Origin of the sequence: Aureimonas sp. AU22 (genome assembly GCF_001463745.1) — a bacterium.
GTDB lineage: Bacteria > Pseudomonadota > Alphaproteobacteria > Rhizobiales > Rhizobiaceae > Aureimonas.
Genome location: NZ_BBWJ01000003.1, coordinates 30,463 through 51,283 on the forward strand (window position 1 = coordinate 30,463; position 20,821 = coordinate 51,283).

Genomic DNA, 20,821 nt, shown 5'->3' on the forward strand with positions numbered 1-20,821 from the left:
TGGATGCCCCGGCGCCGTGAGAAGGGCAGGCCGCGCCGGGCCGCCGCGGAAACGAAAAAAGGCCGGACGATGCCGGCCTTTCCTCGAATGCTGCGGTGGTTACGAACGCGCGGGCGGGTTCAGCACCGTCCGCTCGGCCTGGGCGCGGTTGCCCGCCGGCGTGCGGTCGGCGCCGGTGATGGCGCGCGTGGCGTTCGAGAACCAGGAGGTCGCTCCACCCTGGCGCGGCTGCAGGCCGTTGGACTGGAGCAGCGCGTAGGAGTCCTTGTACCACTCGGACTCCGGGAAGTTCTGCCCGAGGACCGAAGCCGAGGCCTGCGCTTCCTGCGTCAGCCCCATCGCGTAGTAGCTCTCGGTGAGGCGCGCCAGCGCCTCCTCGACATGCCGCGTGTCGGGATAGGTGTCGACGACGTTCTTGAACCGGTTCACGGCGGCGATGTATTCGCGCCGTTCCTGATAGTAGCGCCCGACCTGCATCTCCTTGCCGGCCAGCTGGTCCTTGGCGATGCGCAGCTTGGTGCGTGCGTCCTCGGCGTATTCCGAATCGGGATAGCGGTCCACGACCTCCTGCATCGCCTGCACGGCGCGCGCGGTGTCGGACTGGTCGCGCGTCACGTCCGGCATCTGGCGGAAGTAGGACAGGCCGATGATGTACTGCGCGTAGGCCGCGTCCTCGGAGCCCGGATAGAGCTGGAGGTAGCGACGGGCCGAGGCGACGGCCTCGTCGTAGTCGCCGGTGCGGTAGCTCGCGAACGCGCGCATCACCAGCGCCTTGCGGGCGAATTCGGAATAGGGGTGCTGGCGGTCGATCGCCTCGAACTTGGCGCTCGCTTCCTTCAGCCGGCCACTCTCGAGGTTGGCGAGGCCCTGGTTGTAGAGCGTGTCGGCCGGCTCGGTCTGCGACGCGAGCGCCAGGGCGTCGATATCATTGTCCTTCGAGGACATGCACCCCGACAGAAGGAGACCGGACGCGGCCACGGCCAGTGCCATCGGCACGACCGGAAAGCGGCCGGACAGCGGCATCTTGATTCCCATCGAACTCGTTCCCCCTGGCTTTCCCGGACCGGCGCAGACTGCCCGAACGGGACACCTTCCTAGCCAACGTCCCGCATCGCGACAACGCTTCACGACAGGCCAAGGCGCCTTTTTTAAGACTTTCGGTGGCGTTGGGCCGATCAGAGAACCTGAGGTCCGAGCGCGGGCACCGCGATCGCCGCCATGCCGACCTGGCGCATCGGCTCCATACGGCGGCCGGAGACCTCCACCACGGCATGGGCCGCCGGATCGTTCAGGAGCGCCTGCAGGGCGAGCGCGTTCAAACGATGCCCGCCCTTGTAGGAGCGGTAACAGCCGAGGACGCGCGCGCCAGCCAGAGCCTGATCACCCACCGCATCCAGCGTCTTGTGCCGGACGAACTCGTCGGGGTAGCGCAGGCCGGCCGGATTGATGACGCGGTCGTCGTCGCCGATCACCACCGAATTCTCGAGCGAGGAGCCGAGCGCGTGGCCCGATGCCCAGAGACGCTCGACGTCCTTCATGAAGCCGAAGGTGCGGGCGCGCGCGAGTTCGTCGCGAAAGAGGCTTGGGCTCAGGTCGGCGCAGAACCGTTGACGGCCGATCGCAGCCGTGGCGAAATCGATCTCGACCTCGAAGCGCGTGCCCTCGTGGGGACGATACTCGGCAAAGCCGCCGTTCAGCTCGACGCGAACGGGCTTGAGCACCTTGATGAAGCGGCGCGGCGCGCGCTGGGCGACGAGCCCGGCCGACTCGATGGCCCGCACGAACATGTCCGAGCCGCCGTCCATGATCGGAATCTCGTTGCCGTCGATCTGCACGACGACGTTGTCGACGTCCATCGCGTAGAGGGCGGCCATGATATGCTCGATCGTCGCCACATGGGCGCCACGACGGTCGCCGACGATGGTGGACAGATCGGTGGACGTCACGTTGGCGGAAACGGCGGCGATCTCATGCACGAGGCCGGACGCCTCGAAGACGTGGAACACGATGCCGGTGTCGGGCTCGGCCGGATGGAGCGACAGTTCCACCAGCGTGCCGCTGTGAACCCCCACGCCCTCGAAACCGATACGCGCTCCGATCGTGTGCTGGTTGACCACGTGATACTCATCCTTATACCGGCCCGCCGCTCGCGAAAGGATCGCGCTCCAGGCAGGAGAACTCTTCCCGGCTTCCGGATGATCCAACGGGGATTCCGTATGCGCACGCGAAGTGTCTGAAACTGTCACAAAATTTAGGTCCTAGCCGAAATAAGGCCAAATCACGCTTTCTTACCCAGTGTTACCGCAATGCAGCTTAACGCTTCATTTACGATAACGAATTCAAAGCCTTAAACAGAAAGGCCCGCCCTCTTTCGAGGGCGGGCCACACCGGATGGCGGTGAGTTTGTGACCGTCAGTTCGACTGGCGGCGCAGGAAGGCCGGAATTTCGAGCTGGTCTTCCTCGCTCGGCTGGCGAACCTGGCTCTGCGGACGAGCCGCGGAGTCGGCCGCCTGGCGGCGCGGCGCGTACGGGCTCGCCTCGGCCGGACGGCGCGTGGCGGCCGGGCGAACCGGGTCGGCAAGCACCGCCTCGTCTTCCTCACGACGCGACAGGCCGGTGGTCAGGCGACGCAGAAGACCCATCGGGCCCCGCTCGTCGCCCGCCGCCTCGACGCCGGCGCTGCGGCGCTCGATCTCGGCCTGTACCACGGGCGGGAAATCTTCCACGCGCGGCATGCGGGCCTGGGCGGGCTGCTGCACCGGCTGGCGCGGCGCCGGGGCGCGCGGGGCGACCTGCGCGATCTCGGCTTCGAGGGCGGCGGTGAAGTCGTCCTCGATGTCGGCCAACGCCGGAGCCGGCTGGTAGACCGGCTGCGGCGCGACCGGGGCCTGCGCGACCGGGGCCGGAGCCTGCATGATCGGGGCGGGCTGAGCCATCTGCACGGGGGCCGGGGCCGGCTGGACGGCCGGGCGAGCGGCGATCGCAGCGGCGGCGCGCGCCTCGGCGGCGTGGCCGTAGACTTCCATCGCGGCCTTGTCGATGCCCGTGGCGACGACCGACACGCGGATCACGCCCTCGAGGTTCTCGTCGAACGTGGCGCCGAGGATGATGTTGGCGTCCTGGTCCACTTCCTCGCGAATACGGGTCGCGGCCTCGTCCACCTCGAAAAGCGTGAGGTCACGCCCGCCGGTGATGGAGATGAGAAGGCCCTTGGCGCCCTTCATCGACGTCTCGTCGAGGAGCGGGTTGGCGATCGCGGCCTCGGCGGCGGCCATCGCGCGGCCCTCGCCGGACGCCTCGCCCGTGCCCATCATCGCCTTGCCCATCTCGCGCATCACGGAACGCACGTCCGCGAAGTCGAGGTTGATCAGGCCTTCCTTCACCATCAGGTCGGTGATGCAGGCGACACCGGAGTAGAGCACCTGATCGGCCATGCCGAAGGCATCGGCGAAGGTGGTCTTGTCGTTGGCGATGCGGAAGAGGTTCTGGTTGGGAATGACGATCAGCGTATCGACGTTCTTCTGCAGCTCCTCGATGCCCTGCTCGGCGATGCGCAGGCGACGCTGGCCCTCGAAGTGGAAGGGCTTGGTCACGACGCCGACGGTCAGGATCCCCTTCTCGCGGGCCGCGCGCGCCACCACCGGCGCCGCACCCGTGCCCGTGCCGCCGCCCATGCCGGCGGTGACGAAGCACATGTGCGAGCCGAGGAGGTGATCGCAGATCTCGTCGAGCGACTCTTCGGCGGCCGCACGGCCGACCTCGGGCTGCGAGCCGGCGCCCAGCCCCTCGGTCACCGCGACACCCATCTGGATGACGCGCTCGGCGCGCGACGAGCGCAGCGCTTGCGCATCGGTGTTCGCGATCACGAACTCGACGCCCTCGAGTCCGGCGTTGATCATGTTGTTGACGGCGTTGCAGCCGCCGCCGCCCACACCGAACACGGTGATCCGCGGCTTCAGCTCGGTGATGTCCGGCTTCTGCAGGGTGATGCTCATCGTGGTTTCCCTTTGTGTCTGGGCCGGTTCGCCGCGCGGCCTTTGGGTCTTATGGTCCAGTGCGCGGCGCGCACCGATTTCTAGGTTCGGGGTGACGAGCTTCGCACGCGAAGCTTGTCAGAAACTCTGCCGGAGCCACGAGCCGAAGCGGCCGACGCGCGTACGCGGATCGAGCGCGAAGTCGATCATCGACTGCTCGGGGACGTGTTCGGCGGCCGCGACCTGCGGATAGATCAGGAGACCGACCGCCGTTGCGAAGGCCGGGCTCTTGTTGGAAGCGGACAGGCCGGCGACGCCGACCGGGCGGCCGAGCCGCACGTTTCGGTTCAGGAGCGAGCGCCCCGCTTCCGAAAGGCCGGCGAGCTGCGAGGCGCCGCCGGTCAGCACCACGCGCTTGCCGATGACATGGCCGAGATTGGAGGCGGCCAGCCGGTCGCGGATCAGCTCCAGCGTTTCCTCGACGCGCGGGCGGATGATGCGCGCGATCAGCGAGCGCGACACCTGCACCGGCTGCTCGTGGGCCTCGTCGCCGAGCGGCGCGACGGACACGGTGTCGCCGTCCGCCATCAGGCTCGGCAGCGCGTTGCCGTGCATCACCTTCAGCCGTTCGGCCTGCTCGGGCCGGATCGAAAGGCCGCGGGCAAGGTCCATGGTGATGTGATGCCCGCCGAGCGCCACGGCGTCGGCATAGGCGAAGTGGCCGTTCTGGAAGATCGAGATCGTGGTCGAACCCGCACCCATGTCGATGCAGGCCGAACCCATCAGCGCCTCGTCGTCGACAAGGGTTGAGAGGCCACTCGCATAGGGCGTCGCCACGAAGGCTTCGACCACGAGATGGGCGCGGTTGATCGCGGCCTCGAGGTTGCGCAGCGGGGTTTCCTCGGCCGACAGGATGTGAAGCTCGGCGCCGAGTTCCGCGCCGGTCATGCCGACTGGGTTCTCGAGGCTCCCCTCCCCGTCGAGCGACAGGTCGAACGGCACGCGGTGCAGTGCGACGCGGCCCTCGCGCAGGGGATGGCGGGCGGCCTGGTTGAGGACGCGCTTAAGGTCGAGTTCGCCGACCTCGGCGCCTTCGACGGCCGCGCGGGCCGAGCCGCGCAGGCTCTTCAGGCGCCCGGCGCAGACGGAGACGATGAGCGACTCGATGGTCAGCCCGGCCATGCGCTCGGCGGCGTCCACGCAGAAGCGGATCGACTTTTCGGCTGCTTCCAGATCGACCACGACGCCGGACTTCACGCCGCGCGAACGCTGGTGGCCGATGCCGATGACCTCGACGACGTGGGTGCGGCCCGGCAGGACCTCGCTCTCCGGCCGCGGCTTCAGGCGCGCGATGAGGCAGGTGACCTTGGAGGAGCCGACGTCGAGCACGGAGATCGTGCGTACGCGCTTGTCCGAAGGCTTCTTGATGCGAGGCAGTTCGTCGGTGGACTTGGAGAAGAGGCTCATACCGGCTTTTCCTTCTGAGCCTGCTTCCAGAGCTTGTCGCGCTCCTTGAGGACCTTGTCCCAGCGCGTCTTGGCGGCCGGGGTGAGCTTGACGACCATCCGGTCGGCGAGGCGCATGTCGACCGAAACGATGTCGCGGGCGAGAAGCCCCTCGTTGCGGTCGACCCGCATCACGGTCGCGGCCGCCTCGATCGGGTCGAGTTCGGGCAGGCGGATCACCACGCCGTTGTCGAGACGCAGATCCCAGCGACGGTCGCCGACGCGCACATAGGCCTTGATCCGCTGGTCGAGTTCGGGAACCAGCGCCATCTTGTCGAGGATATCGGCGGCCTCACGCGCCGCGCCCGGCCCCACCACGAAGGGCAGGTCGGTGAAGCGGGTGGTGGCGTAGGGCACGATCTCGCGGCCGTCGTGATCGACGATCCACAGGTCCTTGTCCCGCTGCCAGAGCGCGAAGGGCTGCTTCTCCACGAGCGCGATCTTCACGCGGTTCGGATATTCCTTCTCGATCGTCGCGCTCTCGATCCAGGGCATCGCTTCGATCGCCTCGCGCGCGGCCGTCACGTCCAGCGCCGGCAGCGTCTGCGCGCCGGTCATCCAGAGCGTCTGGAGGACGTCGATCTCGCTGGTCTCCGAGTAGCCGGTGACGTCGACCGTATCGATCGACAGGCCGAGCGGCTCTGCGACGGCATCGATCACCGCGGTCTGATGGCCGCCGAGCACCATGCCGTAGACGGCGGTGGAGCCGAGCAGGCCGACCGCGAGCGTGCGGAAGCGCGGAAGCGGCATCTCGCGCACGTTCTTGATCCAGACCACGGTCCGGCGACCGAGGCGCTGGATGCGCATCACGACCGGGCTGACGCGCTGGAACATCGGGGCGTCGTTCAGCGACCGCATGAGGCGTCCCTCACCATCCAGGACAGGAGCTCGCCGAACGAGTGGCCGGCGACCTTCGCGATATCGGGCACGAGCGAGGTCGGCGTCATGCCGGGCTGGGTGTTCACCTCCAGCCAGACCAGCTCCCCCTTGTCGCCGAAGCGGTCATCGTAGCGGAAGTCCGAGCGCGACACGCCGCGACAGCCGACGGCGCGGTGTGCGGCGAGCGCCGCCTCCTGCACGCGCTTGGCGATGGCGGGCGGAATCTCAGCGGGGATCACGTGCTGCGAGCCACCCGGCAGATACTTGGAATCGTAGTCGTAGAAGGCGTGGCCCTCGGTCGTGATCTCGCAGACGGGCAGTGCCACGTCGCCCATCACGGCGCAGGTCAGCTCGCGCCCCGGCACGAAACGCTCGACCATCACCTCTTCGCCGAAGGTCCAGTCGGCGCCGTGCAACTGCTGCGGCGGGTGCTCCTGGTCGGCGCGGACGATCAAAACGCCGAAGGACGAGCCCTCCGCGATCGGCTTCACCACGTAGGGCGGCGCCATCACATGGAATTTCGCGACCGCACGGCGGTCGAGGATCTTGTGCTCGACCACCGGGACGCCGGCGGCCTTGGCGATCGTCTTGGCCTTGACCTTGTTCATGGCCAGCGCCGAAGCGAGGACACCCGAATGCGTATAGGGGATCTGCAGGAACTCCAGGACGCCCTGGATCGTGCCGTCTTCGCCGAACGGGCCGTGAAGCGCGTTGAAGGCGACATCGGGCGCAAGGTCGCGAAGCACCGCCGCCACGTCGCGGCCGACGTCCACGCGGGAGACGCGGAAGCCCTCCGCCTCCAGCGCGTCGGCGCAGGCCTTGCCCGACGACAGGCTCACCGGCCTTTCTGACGAGAAGCCACCGAACAGCACTGCGACATGCGAGGTCATCGACCGGGAATCCCATCCATTGAAGGCTGGGATCATTCATCGCTTGGAGATGGTTAAGCGATGGTTAACCGACCGTGGCGAAAGCAAGAAAATCGTAAGGCCGTTTGGAGAGACGGCGTTAACGAACCGGCTCCCCTGCCCGCTTCCGCCCTCAGGCGCGCAATGCCGCCTCGATATCGTCGAGCACCTTGTCGCGGCCAATGCCGGTGAGGAACGGAAGGCCCTTGAAGGTGGGGCGGCCGAGATCGTCGGGGACCGGCGTCGTGGCGACGATGACGTCGGCATCGGCGGCAAGGCCGCGCACCTCGGTCGCCTTGCACTGGCGCACCTCGACCGGAATGCCGCGCTCGGCCATCGCCTCCTCGATCGCGACCGCCACGACGGTGGATGTGGCGACGGCGGTGCCGCAGGCGATCAGGACAGTCTTGCGTTGCATGGGACGCTCCTTGTTGTCAGTGGCCGAGGGCTTCGAGAACTTCGTCGGCAGTCCCGGCCCCGGCAAGGCGCCGGAGACGCTGCTCGTCCGCGAGCGTCCCTATCACCGCCTGCAGCAGCGGGATCTGCTCGGCCTTGTCGCGGATCGCCAGCGCGAAGATCACGCGCACGTCGAGCCACAGGTCGGGGTCGTCCATGGAGCGAAAGCGCACGGGCTCGGGAAGGATGGCGAGGCCCACCGCCGCCTGCACCACGTGCTCCGGGTCGGTGTGAGGGATCGCGGCGTTCAGGTCGCCGAGCGGGAGGCCGGTCGGCATCGCCTCCTCGCGCGCCCGGGCTGCCGGTCCCCAGCTCGCATGCACGCAGCCGATCTCGCGCAGGCGTTCCGCCAGGAGATCGATCGCCGCCCCGCCGTCGCCGACCGGAACCCCGATCAGGATGGCGCGGCGGTCGAGGTAGCGACGCAGAAGATCGGTCACGTGCGACGCGCCATCGGCGGCGCGACCACCGGCACGGCGTCCGGCAGGGGATCGTCGGCCCCTGCGAGCCGCTCCATGCGGCGTGGCGCGGCGCGCCAGGCCAGCAACAGCGCTGCCACGCCGCAGAGAACCAGAAGCAGGCCGACGAGCCCGAACATCTCGGTGAGGCGGATCACGATCCAGGGAATGTAGAGGAACCCGTCCACGACGCTGGTGATGCCGGTGGCGTTGGCGGGGATGGCGAAGCCCGAATTGGCGGCGGTGGCCGTCATCAGCGGCGACAAGGCCATGCCGACGTAGAAGCCGACGATGAGCGTCACCGTTCCGATCACGACCATGCGGAAGACGTTGCCGTTGACGATCGGCGCGGCCATCGCGACCACGAAGGGGATCACCGCGAGATCCGCGAAGAGGATGATGCGGTTCCCGGGAAGGATCAGCGACAGCACGATCGCGACCGGCACCAGGATCAGGGACGAGGCGATCGCCGCCGGATGCCCGATCAGGATGGCGGAGTCGAGACCGACGTGGATCTCCCGGTCGCCGGCCCGCTTCTGCACGAACTCGCGCGCGGCCTCCGAAACCGGGATGAGGCCTTCCATGAGGATCTTCACCATGCGCGGCAGCAGCAGCATCACGGCCGCAAGGCTCATGCCCGTCTGGAGGCTCTTGGTGATGACGGTGCCTAAGTCGGCGGAACCGGCATAGGCGACGAGGCCGAGCACGAGGCCGATGATGAGGCCCATGACGATCGGTTCGCCGAAGACGCCGAGCCGGCGCTGCACGGTTTCGGTATCGACGCGGATACGATTGATGCCGGGAGTGCGGTCCATGATCCAGTTGAGAGCGATCGCGAGCGGCACGATCTGGGCGGAGGCCAGATGCGGCACCGATACACCCGGGACGCCGTAGAAGCGCTGGACGCCCTTGGCGGTCCAGTCGGCCAGCACGAGAGCGAGAGCGGCCATCAACGCGGCGGCCAGAAGGCCGTAGCCGAGGCTCCCCGTCGCGGCGACGACGAGCGAGCCGACGAAGGCGAAGTGCCAGAAGTTCCAGACATCGACGTTGAGCGTGCGCGTCAGCCCCGAGAACAGGAGCGCGACGTTTACCAGGATGCCGATCGGGATCACCCAGAGCCCGACCGACGACCCGAAGGCGATCGCCGCCGCCGACGGCCAGCCGACATCCACGATGTCGCGCTGCATCCCGGTGTTGGTGACGATCGCCTGCGCCACCTCGCCGAGCGTCGTCAGCATCAGGCCGAGAACGAGGTTGATGCCGATGAAGGCGATGCCGATGGTCAGGCCGGCGCGGAAGGCCCTGCCGGGCTTGGCGCCGAGCACGAGCGCGATCACGAAGATGATGATGGGAAGGAGCACGGTCGCGCCGAGCGCGTCGACGACCCCCTTCAATGCGGCTAGAATCTCAGCCATCGTTGGTCCCCCCTCGGCAGACGGGCGAGACAGAATCTTCAGTCGTTCGGTTCTCGCCAGACCGCGAGTGTGAACACCTGTCTAGTGTTTTTGCAACTTGTTCCTTGCGGTCCGATCGAGGCGCGAACAGCCGCTCATGACGGCGGGCGCGCTGGAAGCGCACGGACCTCAATCCACCCATTTCTCATCCGCCGTGAACGCAACCGTCAGCCAGCGGTCGCGCGGGGACCCGCCGATCGCCGCGCCGATCTCCTCGCGCACGCGATCGAAGTCGGCAAGCGTCTGGCGGGGGTGGTCGATGGGCACGACGAAGTGGAGTTCCATCATGCGCGAACGCCCGACCTTGGCGACATAGGTGCGCACATCCGCGTAGCCGTGGCGACGCACGGTTTCGGCGACGATGGTGCGCACGCGGATGTCGAGTTCGGGCGGGGCGACGAGGAAGATCTCCTTCAGCGCCTCGAACACGGTGCGCAGCGGCACCGGGACGAGGCAGAGCGTGAGGACCGCCAGCACCGCCGGATCGACATACGGCGTCCAATGCTCGTAGGCGCCGCCCTGGAGAAGGGCGGCGATCATGAATGCGGCGAGAAGCGCCGCCGTGATGAGGCCGGCCATCGCCCAGCCCTTCACGTCGAGGGCAAGAAGCTCGGACCTGATCTCCCGGTTCTGCCGCCGACCGATGAGGAACATCGCAAGGCAGATGGCGACGATCACTGCTGCATAGGCGATGGCCCAGCCGAATTCGAGCGCGCGGCCGCCCGACAGCAGCGTGGCGACCGCGTTCACGAAGGCGTAGGCCGACAGGAGGGTCAGGAGGCCGCCGTTGAATAGGAGCACGATGGGTTCGAGATGCCAGAATCCCATCTGGAACCGCCCCGAGGTCTGGCGCGCGATGAGACGCGAGACGAGAAGCGCCATGCCGGTCATCGCCGCGTCCACCACCGAGAACATGCCGTCGAAGGCGATGGACAAAGAGCCCGACAGGATGCCGAAGCCGACGCCCGAAGCCCCGACGACGAGCGTGGCGGCGATCGAACGTTTCAGCGCGGATTGTTCAGCGGTTTCAAGGGTCATGGTCTGGCTCGCGACATTCGTCGCCCGGTCATAGGCCTTGCGCGGCCGCGCGGCGAGACCGTCAGGGACGGAACGGCTCGACGGCGGCACCGGGAGCGAAACGGCCGAGGCGCTTGATCTCCCATTCCAACAGGATGCCGCTGGTCTCGAAAACGCGCCGCCGCACCGTCTCGCCGAGAAGCTCGAGGTCGTGGCCGGTGGCGTCGCCGACGTTCAGCATGAAATTGCAGTGCAGCGCCGACATCTGCGCACCGCCGATGGTCAGCCCCCGGCAACCCGCCCGATCGACTTCCTTCCAGGCGGAGGTGCCGGGTGGGTTCTTGAAGGTCGAGCCGCCGGTCTTCTCCCGTACCGGCTGGACCGTCTCGCGGTGGTGCTGCACCTCGTCCATCGCGCGGCGAATGTCCTCGCGGTCCGTTTCTGGCCCCTCGAAGACGGCGGACACGAAGATCAGGTCCTCCGGCGCGTCGGCATGGCGATAGGAGAAACCCATCTCGGCCTTGGAAAGCACATGCGCCCGGCCCTGCCGGTCGAGCGAGCGCGCCTCCACCAGACGGTCGGCCGTCTCGACGCCGTTGGCCCCGCCGTTCATGCGGATCGCGCCGCCGACCGAACCGGGAATGCCGTGCAGGAAATGAAAACCGCCGAGTCCGGCCTCTAGCGCCACTGCCGCCACGCGCTTGTCGCTGGCCGCCGCGCCCGCCCGAATGCGCCCCTCCCCGACCGCCTCGACCTCGCCGAAGCCCTTGGCCGGCAGCCGCAGCACCACGCCGCCGACGCCGCCGTCGCGGATCAGAAGGTTGGAGCCGATCCCGACGACGGTGAGCGGTACTTCGGCCGGCAGGGCTGCGAGGAAGGCGGCGAGGTCCGCCTCGTCGGCCGGCTGGAACATGAGGTCCGCCGGGCCGCCGGTGCGGAACCAGGTGATCTTGGAGAGGTCCGCCGCGGCCTGCAGCTTGCCGCGAAGGCCGAGGGCAGGATCGGACAGCGCGGCGAAGAGTTCGCTCAAGCCTGCCGCCCCAGCGCCTCGAGTTCCTTCGGCAACGCATAGGCCCAGGTGGTGATCGAGCCGGCGCCGAGGCACACGACCATGTCGCCGGCTTCCGCCACGCGGTGCACGAGCGGCGCGAGTTCCGCCGGCCCGTCGATGAGGCGTGCGTCCCGGTGCCCGCCGAGACGCAGGCGCTCCGCCAGCATGACCGAATCGACGCCCTCGATCGGCTCCTCGCCTGCCGAGTAGACCGGCGCGAGGATCACCGTGTCGGCGTCGTTGAAGCAGGCCGCGAAGTCGGCGAAGAGCGACTGGAGGCGCGTGTAGCGATGCGGCTGCACCACTGCGACCACGCGGCCCGACGCCGCCGAGCGGGCCGCCGAGAGGACGGCGCGGATCTCGACGGGGTGGTGGCCGTAGTCGTCGTAGACGTCGATGCCGAGCGCGTTGCCGGTATGCGTGAAGCGGCGCTTGACGCCGCCGAAGGCGCCCAGCCCCTTGCGGATCGCCTCCTCGCCGATGCCGATGCGATGGGCGACCGCCACCGCCGCCGTGGCGTTGGAGACGTTGTGCCGGCCGGGCATCGGCAGCACGAGGTCCTTCATCGCCGTGGTCGCGCCGGTGATGCGGTCGCGGATCGTCACGTCGAAGGTCGAGCGCGGTCCTTCGGCGCGCACGTTCTGGAAGCGCGCGTCGGCCTGGAGGTTCTCGCCATAGGTGATGATGCGGCGGTCCTCGATCTCGGAGACCAGCGTCTGCACCTCCGGGTGGTCGAGGCACATCACCGCGAAGCCGTAGAAGGGCACGTTCTCGATGAAGGCGCGGAAGGCGGCGCGCACCTTGTCGAAGGTGCCGTAATGGTCGAGGTGCTCGGGATCGATGTTGGTGACGACCGCGACGTCGGCCGGCAGCTTCAGGAAGGTGCCGTCGCTCTCGTCGGCTTCCACCACCATCCACTCGCCCTCGCCCATGCGGGCGTTGGTGCCGTAGGCGTTGATGATGCCGCCGTTGACGACCGTCGGGTCCATGTTGCCGGCGTCCAGCAGCGTCGCGACCATCGAGGTCGTCGTGGTCTTGCCGTGCGTTCCGCCGATCGCGATCGCCTGGCGGAAGCGCATCAGCTCGGCCAGCATCTCGGCGCGGCGCACGATCGGCAGCAGGCGCTCGCGCGCGGCCGACAGCTCCGGATTGGAGCGCTTGATGGCGGTCGAGACGACCACGACCTCGGCCAGCCCCAGGTTCTCCGCGGCGTGGCCGATATGGACGGTGACGCCCTTCTCGCGCAGGCGCTGGACGTTGGCGTTCTCCGAGGCGTCCGAGCCCTGCACGGTGTAGCCGAGGTTGACCAGCACCTCGGCGATGCCGCTCATGCCGATGCCGCCGATGCCGATGAAATGCACCGGGCCGATATTGGGCGGCATCTTCATGGCCGGCTCCTCTGGTCTTCTCGTTGAATGGTCAGCGTGTCGCGGCGTCCGGCATAGACGCGACGAGATCGGCTAGCAACCGCGCCGCTTCCGGTATGCCTTGCGAGCGCGCGGCAAAGGCCATCGTCTCCGCCTTGTCGGGATCGTTGGCGAGCATCGTCGTCAGGCCCGCCAGTCGCTCCGGCGTGAGATCCGCCTGCTTGGAGACCACCGTCCCGCCGGCCTGCTGCAGCCGCGCGGCGTTGGCGGCCTGATCGTGGTCGAGCGCGTGGGGGTACGGCACCAGGATCGAGGGGCGGCCGATCACCGAAAGCTCCGAGACGGTAGAGGCCCCTGCCCGGCTGACGACGAGATGGGCCCCGGCGATGCGGCCGGCCATGTTGGTGAAGAACGGCGAGACCTCGGCGGGAATGCCGAGCTCGCGATAGGCCGCCACCACCTTCGCCTCGTCCTCCGCCCGCGCCTGCTGGGTCACGCGCAGCCGCGCGCGCAGAGCCGGAGGCATCAGCTTCACAGCGGCCGGCACGGCGTCGGAGAAGTAGCTCGCTCCCTGGCTGCCTCCGAAGACGACCAGCTCGAACGGCTCGCCCTCGTGGCTTCGGCGATAGGGCGTCGTCGCCGCATCGAGAACGGCGGGCCGCACCGGATTGCCGGTGACGGTGATCTTGGCCGCGATCGCGCCGTCCGCATCGGACTGCGGGATGCCGGCGGCGATGCGGCGCACGCGCTGGCTGAGGAACTTGTTGGCCCGTCCCATCACGGCGTTCTGCTCGTGGATCGCGGTGGGAAGCCCCAGCTGCACTGCCGCCATCATCGGCGGAATGGTGGGATAGCCGCCGAAGCCGATCACGGCGGCGGGCTTCACCCGCTTCATCAGCGCGATCGCGCCGCGGTATCCGGTCCAGAGCTTCGTTCCGGAGCGCAGGATGGCGAGCGGGTTCTTCGAGCCGAAGGTCGCCGAAGGCACGACATGCGTCTCGTCGGCCGGGAAGCTGCCGGCATAGCGGCCGGCGCGTTCGTCGGTGACGAGATGGACGCCATGGCCGCGCGCGCGCAACTCGTGCGCCAGGGCCTCGGCGGGAAACAGGTGGCCGCCGGTCCCGCCGGCGCATAGGAAGATGGGTTTGTTCATGATCGGCTTCTTAGCGCGCGGGATACGGCGCCTGGAAGGCGAGCGTGCGCTCCACGAGGCGGTCGGTCTGCGAAACGTTCTCGGCACGCTTGCGCGTCAGCGCCAGCACGAAGCCAGCCGAGATGGCCACCGCCATCATCGACGAGCCGCCGTAGGAGATGAAGGGCAGCGTCATGCCCTTGGCCGGCATCAGGTGCAGATTGACGGCCATGTTGATGATCGACTGGAGGCCGAACAGCATCACGAGGCCCGAGATGGCGAGGCGGTTGAACGTGTCGCGCTGATGGAAGGCGATGGAAAGGCCGCGCATCACCACGAAGCAGAAGACCGCCGAGAGCGCCATGCAGGAGACGATGCCGAACTCCTCGGCGATGACGGAATAGGCGAAGTCGGTATGGCTGTCGGGCAGCATCCGCTTGATCGTGCCCTCGCCGGGGCCCTGGCCGAGCCAGCCGCCCGACAGGATCGCCTCGCGCGCGGTGTCGGTCTGGTAGGTATCGCCCTCGCCGGTCATGAAGCGGTCGATACGCGAGGCGACGTGCGGGAACACCGTATAGGCGCCGACGAAGCCGACCATGCCGACGCCGCCGAGCAGGGCGATCCACACCCACGACAGCCCGGCCATGAAGAACATGCAGCTCCAGGTGGCCGAGGTGAGGATGGTCTGGCCGAGGTCCGGCTGCGCCACGAGGAGCGCGGTGACGACGAGCAGCAGCATGATCGAGAACAGGTTGCCCGGCACGTCCGGCCGGCGCGAGCGCTCGGCGAAGAGCCAGGCACAGACCACGACGAAGGCGGGCTTCATGAACTCCGAGGGCTGAACGGTCAGCGGACCGAAGTCCATCCAGCGCCGCGCGCCCTTCACTTCCATGCCGAAGAACAGCGCCATCACCATGACCACCAGCGAGCCGGCGAGCATCACGATCGACATGCGGCGAATGCCGCGCGGGGTCAGAAGCGAGGTCGCCAGCATCACGGCGATCGAGGGAAACAGGAAGAAGGCGTGACGCTTGACGAAGTGGAACGGTTCAAGCCCGATCTTCTCGGCCACCGGCGGGCTCGCCGCGAAGGACAGCACCATGCCGCCGATCATCAGGATCAGGAATGCGGCCAGGAACCAGCGGTCGATGGACCACCACCAGTCCGTGATGAGGCCCTTCTTGGCGCGGCTCGACATGGCTCAACCCTTCGAAGACGGTTCGGTCGCGGGCAGCGCGGCCACAAGCTGGCGGAACGTGTCGCCACGCACCTCGAAATTCCGGAACTGGTCGAAGCTGGCGCAGGCGGGCGACAGGAGGACGACCTCTTCCTTCCCCGTCAGGCCCGCGTCGCGCGCCGCATCCTCGACCGCGACGTCCAGGGTACCCGATATTTCGTAAGGAATTCGTTCACCAAGAGCGGCGGCGAAGGCCGGAGCCGCCTCGCCGATCAGGTAGGCTTTCGCAATGCGCCCGAACAAGGGCTCGAGCGAGGCGATACCGCCCTCCTTCGGTAAGCCGCCTGCGATCCAGTGGATGCGATCGAAGCTTCCGAGGGCGGGCGCCGCGGCATCCGCGTTGGTGGCCTTGGAATCGTTGACGAAGAGGACTTGGGCCCGCCGCCCCACCTCCTCCATGCGATGGGCGAGCCCCGGAAAGGACCGGAGCCCCGCCAGGATCTCGTCGTCGGCAAGGCCGAGCGCCAGAAGGGTCGCGACGGCGGCCGCCGCATTCTGCCCGTTGTGACGGCCCCGCAGGGAGCCGATCCCGTCGAGCGAAAAGCGCCGGACGACGGAGCCCCCTTCTGCGACCTGGATCTCGCCGCCCTCGAAGAAGACGCCGTCGTTCAGCGCGCGCTCCTTCGAGATGCGCACCACGACGTTGCCCTCGCTCTCGTGCCAGTCGGCAATCCCCGAGCAGTAGTCGTCGTCGATGCCGATCACGGCCGTGCCCGCTTCCTGCAGGAGCCGCGCCTTGATGGCCGCGTAGTTCTCCATGGTGCCGTGGCGATCGAGATGGTCGGGGGTCAGGTTCAGAAGGATGCCGACCGTCGGCGCGATCGAGGGCGCGAGGTCGATCTGGTAGGACGAGCACTCGACCACGTAGAAGCGGTCGGGCCGGGGCGGCTCCAGCGTCAGGATCGCGACGCCGATATTGCCGCCGAGCTGCGTATCGCGGCCGGAGGCCTTCAGGCAGTGCCCGATCAACGCAGTCGTGGTGGACTTGCCGTTGGTGCCGGTGATGGCGACGAAGGGCGCGCGGGGCGTCGAGGTCTCGCGCTCGCGCGCGAAGATCTCGATGTCGCCGATGATGGGAACGCCTGCCCCGTTGGCGAGGTCGGCGGCCCAGTGGGGCTTGGGATGCGTCAGCGGCACGCCGGGCGAGAGCACCAGCGCCTCGACGGCGGACCAGTCGAGGTCGTGCAGGTCGCCGGTCGCGATGCCCTCGGCTCGCGCCGCCTCCACGCTCTTTGGATTGTCGTCGAAGGCGACGAGCCGTGCACCGCCCGCCTGCAGCGCGCGGGCCGTCGCCAGCCCCGAGCCGCCCAGGCCAAACAGGGCGACGGTGCGATCGGTGAACGTGTGCGCGGCGATCATCGCGGCGACCTCAGCGCAGCTTGAGGGTGGAGAGGCCGACGAAGGCCAGGAGCAGCGCGATGATCCAGAAGCGCACAACCACCTGGCTCTCGGTCCAGCCGAGCTTCTCGAAATGGTGGTGGATCGGCGCCATGAGGAAGACCCGGCGGCCGGTCATCTTGAACCAGCCGACCTGAATGATCACCGACAGGGCCTCGATCACGAAGAGCCCGCCGATCACAGCGAGCACCAGCTCGTGCTTGGTGGCGACCGCGATGGCGCCGACGAGGCCGCCGAGCGCCAGCGAGCCCGTGTCGCCCATGAAGATCGCGGCCGGCGGCGCGTTGAACCAGAGGAAGCCGAGCCCCGCCCCGATCACCGCGCCGCAGACGACCGCGAGCTCTCCCGTGCCCACCACGTAGTGGATCTGCAGGTAGTTCGCGAAGTTGGTGTTGCCGGCGAGATAGGCGATCAGGCCGAAGGCGGCGGCCGCGATCATGATCGGCATAATCGCGAGGCCGTCGAGCCCGTCGGTCAGGTTCACCGCGTTGCCGGCGCCCACGATCACGAAGGCGGCGAAGGCGGCGTAGAACCACCCGAGATCGATCAGGAGCGACTTGAAGAAGGGGATGGAGAGCGAGCTCGCGAACGAGCCCTGCTGCGCCAGGATCACCATGACGCCCGCCGCCAGCGCGATCGCGAACTCGAGGCCGAGACGCGACTTGCCGGAGAAGCCCATGTGGCTCTGTTTCGTCACCTTCAGATAGTCGTCGTAGAAGCCGATCGAGCCGAAGCCGATCGTCACCAGCAGCACCATCCAGACGTAGATGTTGGAGAGCTCCGCCCAGAGCAGCGTCGCGACGAGGAAGCCGGACAGGATCATCAGCCCGCCCATCGTCGGCGTGCCGGCCTTCTTGAAATGCGTCTGCGGGCCATCGGCGCGGATCGGCTGGCCCCGCCCCTGGCGCACGCGAAGATTCGCGATGATGGCCGGCCCGAACAGGAACACCACGATGAACGAGGTGATCATCGCCCCGCCGGTGCGGAAGGTGATGTAGCGGAAGACGTTGAAGAGCTGCGCGTCGTCGGCGAGCGTGGCGAGATAGGACAGCATGGATCAGGCTCCCTGGCCGAGATCGGAGGGGGCGGCGCTGCCGGAGGCCGCGGGAGCCGGGGCCGAATGGATGCGGATCAGATCGTCCACGATCTTGGAGAAACCGATGCTCTTCGAGGCCTTCGCCATCACGACGTCGCCGGGACGAAGATGCCGGACGAGGCTTTCGCGAAGCTCATCGGGGCTGGCATGCCATTCGTGCCTCACCAGGCGCTCGAGGCCGGCGTCGAGGCCCTTCATCTCCTCGCCTGCGAGCAGGACGAGATCGGGATGGGCGTCGAGGATCGGACCGGCGAGCTCCGCGTGGAGGTCGGCCGAGAACTCGCCGAGTTCCAGCATGTCGCCCATGACGGCGATGCGCCGTCCGCTCGGTCCGGGCGCGGCTTGCGCCAGGAGCGCCAGGGCCGCGCGCATGGAGGCCGGGTTGGCGTTGTAACTCTCGTCGATCAGCGTCCACTCGCCGCTGCCGTCGCCGAGCGGCAGCACGTGTCGCTCGCCCCGCCCCTTGCCCGCGCGCCAGGAGCCCAGAGCCTTTGCCGCCTGCTCGACATCGGCGCCGAGAAGGTCCGCCGCGCCGAGCACGGCCAGCGCGTTCTGGACGAGATGCCGGCCGCCGGAGCCGAGCTGGACCTCGACCTGCGCTCCGTCGATCCTTGCCACGATGCGCGAGCCGGTGACCGACGGGCGGAAGCCCGCGAGCCGATAGTCCGCCCCCTCCTCCTCGCCGAAGGTGGTGATGCGCGTGACGCCCGCCGCCTGAGCCGCCTGCATCAGGTAGGCTGTCATCGGGTCGTCGGCGTTCAGGACCGCGGTTCCGCCGGGCACGACGCCCTCGAAGATCTCGGCCTTGGCCTCGGCAATATGCTCCAGGCTCTTGAAGAAGCCGAGATGGGCGGCCGCGATCAGCGTGACGACGGCGACATGCGGGCGCACGAGCTTCACCAGCGGCCGGATCTCGTCCGGGTGGTTCATGCCGATCTCGAACACGGCGAAGCGCGTGTCGGCCGGCAGCTGCGCGAGCGTCAGCGGCACGCCCCAATGATTGTTGAACGAGGCTGCGGAGGCATGCACCGTGCCTTGCGCGCCGAGCACGTGGCGCAGCGCGTCCTTGGTCGTCGTCTTGCCGACGCTGCCGGTCACGGCGACGATGCGCGCCTCGGACCGGTGGCGCGCGGCGCTGCCGAGAAGCTCCAGTGCCTTGAGGACGTCGTCCACCACCACCATCGGCAGACCGACGGCTCCGAGCGCGGGAAGCTTCTGCTTGGAGACCACCAGCATGGAGGCACCGGCGGCGGACGCCTGGCGCAGAAAGGCATGGCCGTCGAACGCATCGCCCTTGATGGCAAAGAAGGCGTCGCCCGGCTTCAGCGAACGGGTGTCGATCGAAATGCCCGTCACCGCCTCCGGCAAGGCGCCGATCGGTCGTCCGCCGGTGGCCGCCGCGAGTGCGGCGCCGGTCCAGAGCGGCGCGCTCATCGTGCGGCCCCTGCGATCGCGGCCCGCACCTCTTCGTGGTCGCTGAAGGGCAGCGTCGCGCCCGCTGCGGTCTGACCGTTCTCGTGGCCCTTGCCGGCGACGATCACCGTATCGCCCGCTCGCGACAGCTCGACCGCATGACGGATCGCGGCGCGTCGGTCGCCGATCTCTTCGGCGGCGGGAACGGCGGCCAGGATCTCGGCGCGGATCTCGGACGGCACCTCGGAACGCGGATTGTCGTCCGTCACGATCACGATGTCGGCGAGGCGTCCCGCGATCTCGCCCATGATCGGTCGCTTGCCGCGATCGCGGTCGCCGCCGCACCCGAACACGAGGACGACGCGGCCGGTGGTGAACGGGCGCACGGAGGACAGGACATTCTCCAGCGCTTCCGGCTTGTGCGCGTAGTCCACGAACACCGGGACGCCGTCCGCCGTGGAGCCGGCGAGGTCGAGCCGTCCGGGCGCGCCCTTCAGGTGCTCCAGGGCGGGAAGCACGTCGTCGACGTTGCGCCCGGTGGCGATGGCAAGACCGGCGGCGACCAGCGCGTTGGCCATCTGAAACTCGCCGGCCAGCGGCAGAACGATACGGTAGAGCTTGCCGGCGGCCTCGATCTCGGCGATCTGCCGATGGCGCTCGTGCTCGAGCCGCTTGAGCTTCAGGAACCCACCGTTGGCACCGACGGTCATCACCGTCGCGCCCGCGAGATTGGCGGCTTCCGTCGCCGGGCCGGACCACCGGTCGTCGGCGTAGATCACCGCCGGCGCGCCCTTGGGCAGCAGCGTGTCGAAGAGGCGCATCTTGGCGCGGAAGTAGTCCTCCACCGTGGGGTGGTAGTCCATGTGGTCGCGGCCAAGATTGCTGAAGCCCGCCGCACGAAGGTTCACGCCGTCGAGCCGCCGCTGGTCGAGACCGTGGCTGGAGGCTTCCATCGAGGCATGCGTGACGCCCTCGTCGGCGAGTTCCGCCATCAGCTTCGCCAACGCGACCGGCTCGGGGGTGGTGAGCGATCCGTATTCGTCGCGCGTCGGCGAAACCACACCGGTGGTGCCGATCGAGGCGGCCTTCAGGCCGCACAGGGTCCAGATCTGGCGGGTGAAGGCGGCGATCGAGGTCTTGCCGCTGGTGCCGGTGACGGCGACGACATGGTCAGGCTGACGGCCATAGAAGCGGGCGGCCATGCGGGCGAGCGTGCGCCGGGCATCGCCGGTGCGAAGGGTCGGCACCGAAACCGTCGCCTCGACGCCGGCCGGCAACAGGACCGCCGCCGCACCCCGCGCCACGGCGTCGCCGACATAGGCCGCGCCGTCGCCCTTCGAGCCGGCCAGCGCCGCGAACAGCACGCCGGGCCGAACCTCGCGCGAATCGGACGTCAGGCCGGTGATGTCGACCGTCTCATCCTTCGCGCCGGTGGCGAGGTCTTCGGCGAGATCGCAAAGCTTCATTTACCATCT

General features: G+C 68.4%; 18 protein-coding genes. All 18 read right to left on the bottom strand.

The genetic code is table 11. The features are described from left to right. Nucleotides 1-99: 99 nt before the first annotated feature. The 18 genes from AUL34_RS00345 to AUL34_RS00430 all read right to left on the bottom strand — a co-directional run bounded on the left by AUL34_RS00345 (nt 100) and on the right by AUL34_RS00430 (nt 20,812). Nucleotides 100-1,035 (bottom strand): outer membrane protein assembly factor BamD, encoded by a 936-nt coding sequence (locus tag AUL34_RS00345; protein WP_061929483.1) that lies wholly within the window; start codon nt 1,033-1,035, stop codon nt 100-102. Between the two features lie 140 nt (nt 1,036-1,175). Continuing rightward, entirely contained in the window at nt 1,176-2,117 is a 942-nt protein-coding gene (lpxC, locus tag AUL34_RS00350; protein ID WP_061929488.1) for a UDP-3-O-acyl-N-acetylglucosamine deacetylase, read from the bottom strand. Between the two features lie 295 nt (nt 2,118-2,412). After that, nucleotides 2,413-3,996 (bottom strand): cell division protein FtsZ, encoded by a 1,584-nt coding sequence (ftsZ, locus tag AUL34_RS00355; protein ID WP_061929491.1) that lies wholly within the window; start codon nt 3,994-3,996, stop codon nt 2,413-2,415. A gap of 117 nt (nt 3,997-4,113) precedes the next feature. Beyond that, nucleotides 4,114-5,442, bottom strand: coding sequence for a cell division protein FtsA (gene ftsA, locus AUL34_RS00360; RefSeq protein ID WP_061929493.1), 1,329 nt, complete (start codon nt 5,440-5,442; stop codon nt 4,114-4,116). After that, a complete protein-coding gene (locus AUL34_RS00365; protein ID WP_061929496.1) occupies nt 5,439-6,338 on the bottom strand; it encodes a cell division protein FtsQ/DivIB in 900 nt (299 codons plus the stop codon). The genes ftsA and AUL34_RS00365 overlap by 4 nt, the downstream gene beginning before the upstream one ends. Continuing rightward, entirely contained in the window at nt 6,326-7,249 is a 924-nt protein-coding gene (locus AUL34_RS00370; protein ID WP_061929499.1) for a D-alanine--D-alanine ligase, read from the bottom strand. Before AUL34_RS00370 ends, AUL34_RS00365 begins: the two co-directional genes overlap by 13 nt. A gap of 151 nt (nt 7,250-7,400) precedes the next feature. Next, the gene (locus tag AUL34_RS00375; protein ID WP_061929502.1) at nt 7,401-7,685 is read right to left on the bottom strand and encodes a PTS sugar transporter subunit IIB; all 285 of its coding nucleotides are present in this window, start codon (nt 7,683-7,685) and stop codon (nt 7,401-7,403) included. A 16-nt stretch (nt 7,686-7,701) separates the two neighbouring features. Beyond that, nucleotides 7,702-8,163, bottom strand: a complete 462-nt coding sequence (locus AUL34_RS00380) for a PTS sugar transporter subunit IIA (RefSeq protein WP_061929505.1) — start codon at nt 8,161-8,163, stop codon at nt 7,702-7,704. Continuing rightward, entirely contained in the window at nt 8,160-9,596 is a 1,437-nt protein-coding gene (locus AUL34_RS00385) for a PTS galactitol transporter subunit IIC (RefSeq protein ID WP_061929508.1), read from the bottom strand. Before AUL34_RS00385 ends, AUL34_RS00380 begins: the two co-directional genes overlap by 4 nt. A gap of 168 nt (nt 9,597-9,764) precedes the next feature. After that, a complete protein-coding gene (locus tag AUL34_RS00390) occupies nt 9,765-10,673 on the bottom strand; it encodes a cation diffusion facilitator family transporter (protein ID WP_061929580.1) in 909 nt (302 codons plus the stop codon). A 61-nt stretch (nt 10,674-10,734) separates the two neighbouring features. Next, a complete protein-coding gene (gene murB, locus AUL34_RS00395; RefSeq protein WP_061929511.1) occupies nt 10,735-11,682 on the bottom strand; it encodes a UDP-N-acetylmuramate dehydrogenase in 948 nt (315 codons plus the stop codon). Beyond that, complete coding sequence (gene murC, locus AUL34_RS00400) at nt 11,679-13,091, bottom strand: UDP-N-acetylmuramate--L-alanine ligase (protein ID WP_061929514.1); 1,413 nt, start codon at nt 13,089-13,091, stop codon at nt 11,679-11,681. Before murC ends, murB begins: the two co-directional genes overlap by 4 nt. Before the next feature lie 31 nt (nt 13,092-13,122). After that, the gene (murG, locus tag AUL34_RS00405; RefSeq protein WP_061929517.1) at nt 13,123-14,223 is read right to left on the bottom strand and encodes an undecaprenyldiphospho-muramoylpentapeptide beta-N-acetylglucosaminyltransferase; all 1,101 of its coding nucleotides are present in this window, start codon (nt 14,221-14,223) and stop codon (nt 13,123-13,125) included. Between the two features lie 10 nt (nt 14,224-14,233). Next, on the bottom strand, nt 14,234-15,400 hold the full coding sequence (ftsW, locus tag AUL34_RS00410; RefSeq protein ID WP_061929520.1) for a putative lipid II flippase FtsW: 1,167 nt from the start codon (nt 15,398-15,400) through the stop codon (nt 14,234-14,236). Nucleotides 15,401-15,403: 3 nt separating this feature from the next. Then, on the bottom strand, nt 15,404-16,798 hold the full coding sequence (gene murD / locus AUL34_RS00415) for a UDP-N-acetylmuramoyl-L-alanine--D-glutamate ligase (RefSeq protein WP_061929523.1): 1,395 nt from the start codon (nt 16,796-16,798) through the stop codon (nt 15,404-15,406). Between the two features lie 10 nt (nt 16,799-16,808). Then, nucleotides 16,809-17,891: a phospho-N-acetylmuramoyl-pentapeptide-transferase gene (mraY, locus tag AUL34_RS00420; protein WP_061929526.1), complete on the bottom strand. Its 1,083-nt coding sequence runs from the start codon at nt 17,889-17,891 to the stop codon at nt 16,809-16,811. Between the two features lie 3 nt (nt 17,892-17,894). Further along, nucleotides 17,895-19,367 (bottom strand): UDP-N-acetylmuramoylalanyl-D-glutamyl-2,6-diaminopimelate--D-alanyl-D-alanine ligase, encoded by a 1,473-nt coding sequence (locus AUL34_RS00425; RefSeq protein ID WP_061929529.1) that lies wholly within the window; start codon nt 19,365-19,367, stop codon nt 17,895-17,897. Next, nucleotides 19,364-20,812, bottom strand: a complete 1,449-nt coding sequence (locus AUL34_RS00430) for a UDP-N-acetylmuramoyl-L-alanyl-D-glutamate--2,6-diaminopimelate ligase (RefSeq protein ID WP_061929532.1) — start codon at nt 20,810-20,812, stop codon at nt 19,364-19,366. The genes AUL34_RS00425 and AUL34_RS00430 overlap by 4 nt, the downstream gene beginning before the upstream one ends. Nucleotides 20,813-20,821 lie beyond the last annotated feature (9 nt).

Coding starts and splice junctions, on each gene's coding strand:
- AUL34_RS00345 (WP_061929483.1), bottom strand. CDS start 1,035: ATGGGAATCAAGATGCCGCTGTCCGGCCGCTTTCCGGTCGTGCCGATG.
- ftsZ (WP_061929491.1), bottom strand. CDS start 3,996: ATGAGCATCACCCTGCAGAAGCCGGACATCACCGAGCTGAAGCCGCGG.
- ftsA (WP_061929493.1), bottom strand. CDS start 5,442: ATGAGCCTCTTCTCCAAGTCCACCGACGAACTGCCTCGCATCAAGAAG.
- AUL34_RS00365 (WP_061929496.1), bottom strand. CDS start 6,338: ATGCGGTCGCTGAACGACGCCCCGATGTTCCAGCGCGTCAGCCCGGTC.
- AUL34_RS00370 (WP_061929499.1), bottom strand. CDS start 7,249: ATGACCTCGCATGTCGCAGTGCTGTTCGGTGGCTTCTCGTCAGAAAGG.
- AUL34_RS00375 (WP_061929502.1), bottom strand. CDS start 7,685: ATGCAACGCAAGACTGTCCTGATCGCCTGCGGCACCGCCGTCGCCACA.
- AUL34_RS00385 (WP_061929508.1), bottom strand. CDS start 9,596: ATGGCTGAGATTCTAGCCGCATTGAAGGGGGTCGTCGACGCGCTCGGC.
- AUL34_RS00390 (WP_061929580.1), bottom strand. CDS start 10,673: ATGACCCTTGAAACCGCTGAACAATCCGCGCTGAAACGTTCGATCGCC.
- murC (WP_061929514.1), bottom strand. CDS start 13,091: ATGAAGATGCCGCCCAATATCGGCCCGGTGCATTTCATCGGCATCGGC.
- murG (WP_061929517.1), bottom strand. CDS start 14,223: ATGAACAAACCCATCTTCCTATGCGCCGGCGGGACCGGCGGCCACCTG.
- ftsW (WP_061929520.1), bottom strand. CDS start 15,400: ATGTCGAGCCGCGCCAAGAAGGGCCTCATCACGGACTGGTGGTGGTCC.
- murD (WP_061929523.1), bottom strand. CDS start 16,798: ATGATCGCCGCGCACACGTTCACCGATCGCACCGTCGCCCTGTTTGGC.
- mraY (WP_061929526.1), bottom strand. CDS start 17,891: ATGCTGTCCTATCTCGCCACGCTCGCCGACGACGCGCAGCTCTTCAAC.
- AUL34_RS00425 (WP_061929529.1), bottom strand. CDS start 19,367: ATGAGCGCGCCGCTCTGGACCGGCGCCGCACTCGCGGCGGCCACCGGC.
- AUL34_RS00430 (WP_061929532.1), bottom strand. CDS start 20,812: ATGAAGCTTTGCGATCTCGCCGAAGACCTCGCCACCGGCGCGAAGGAT.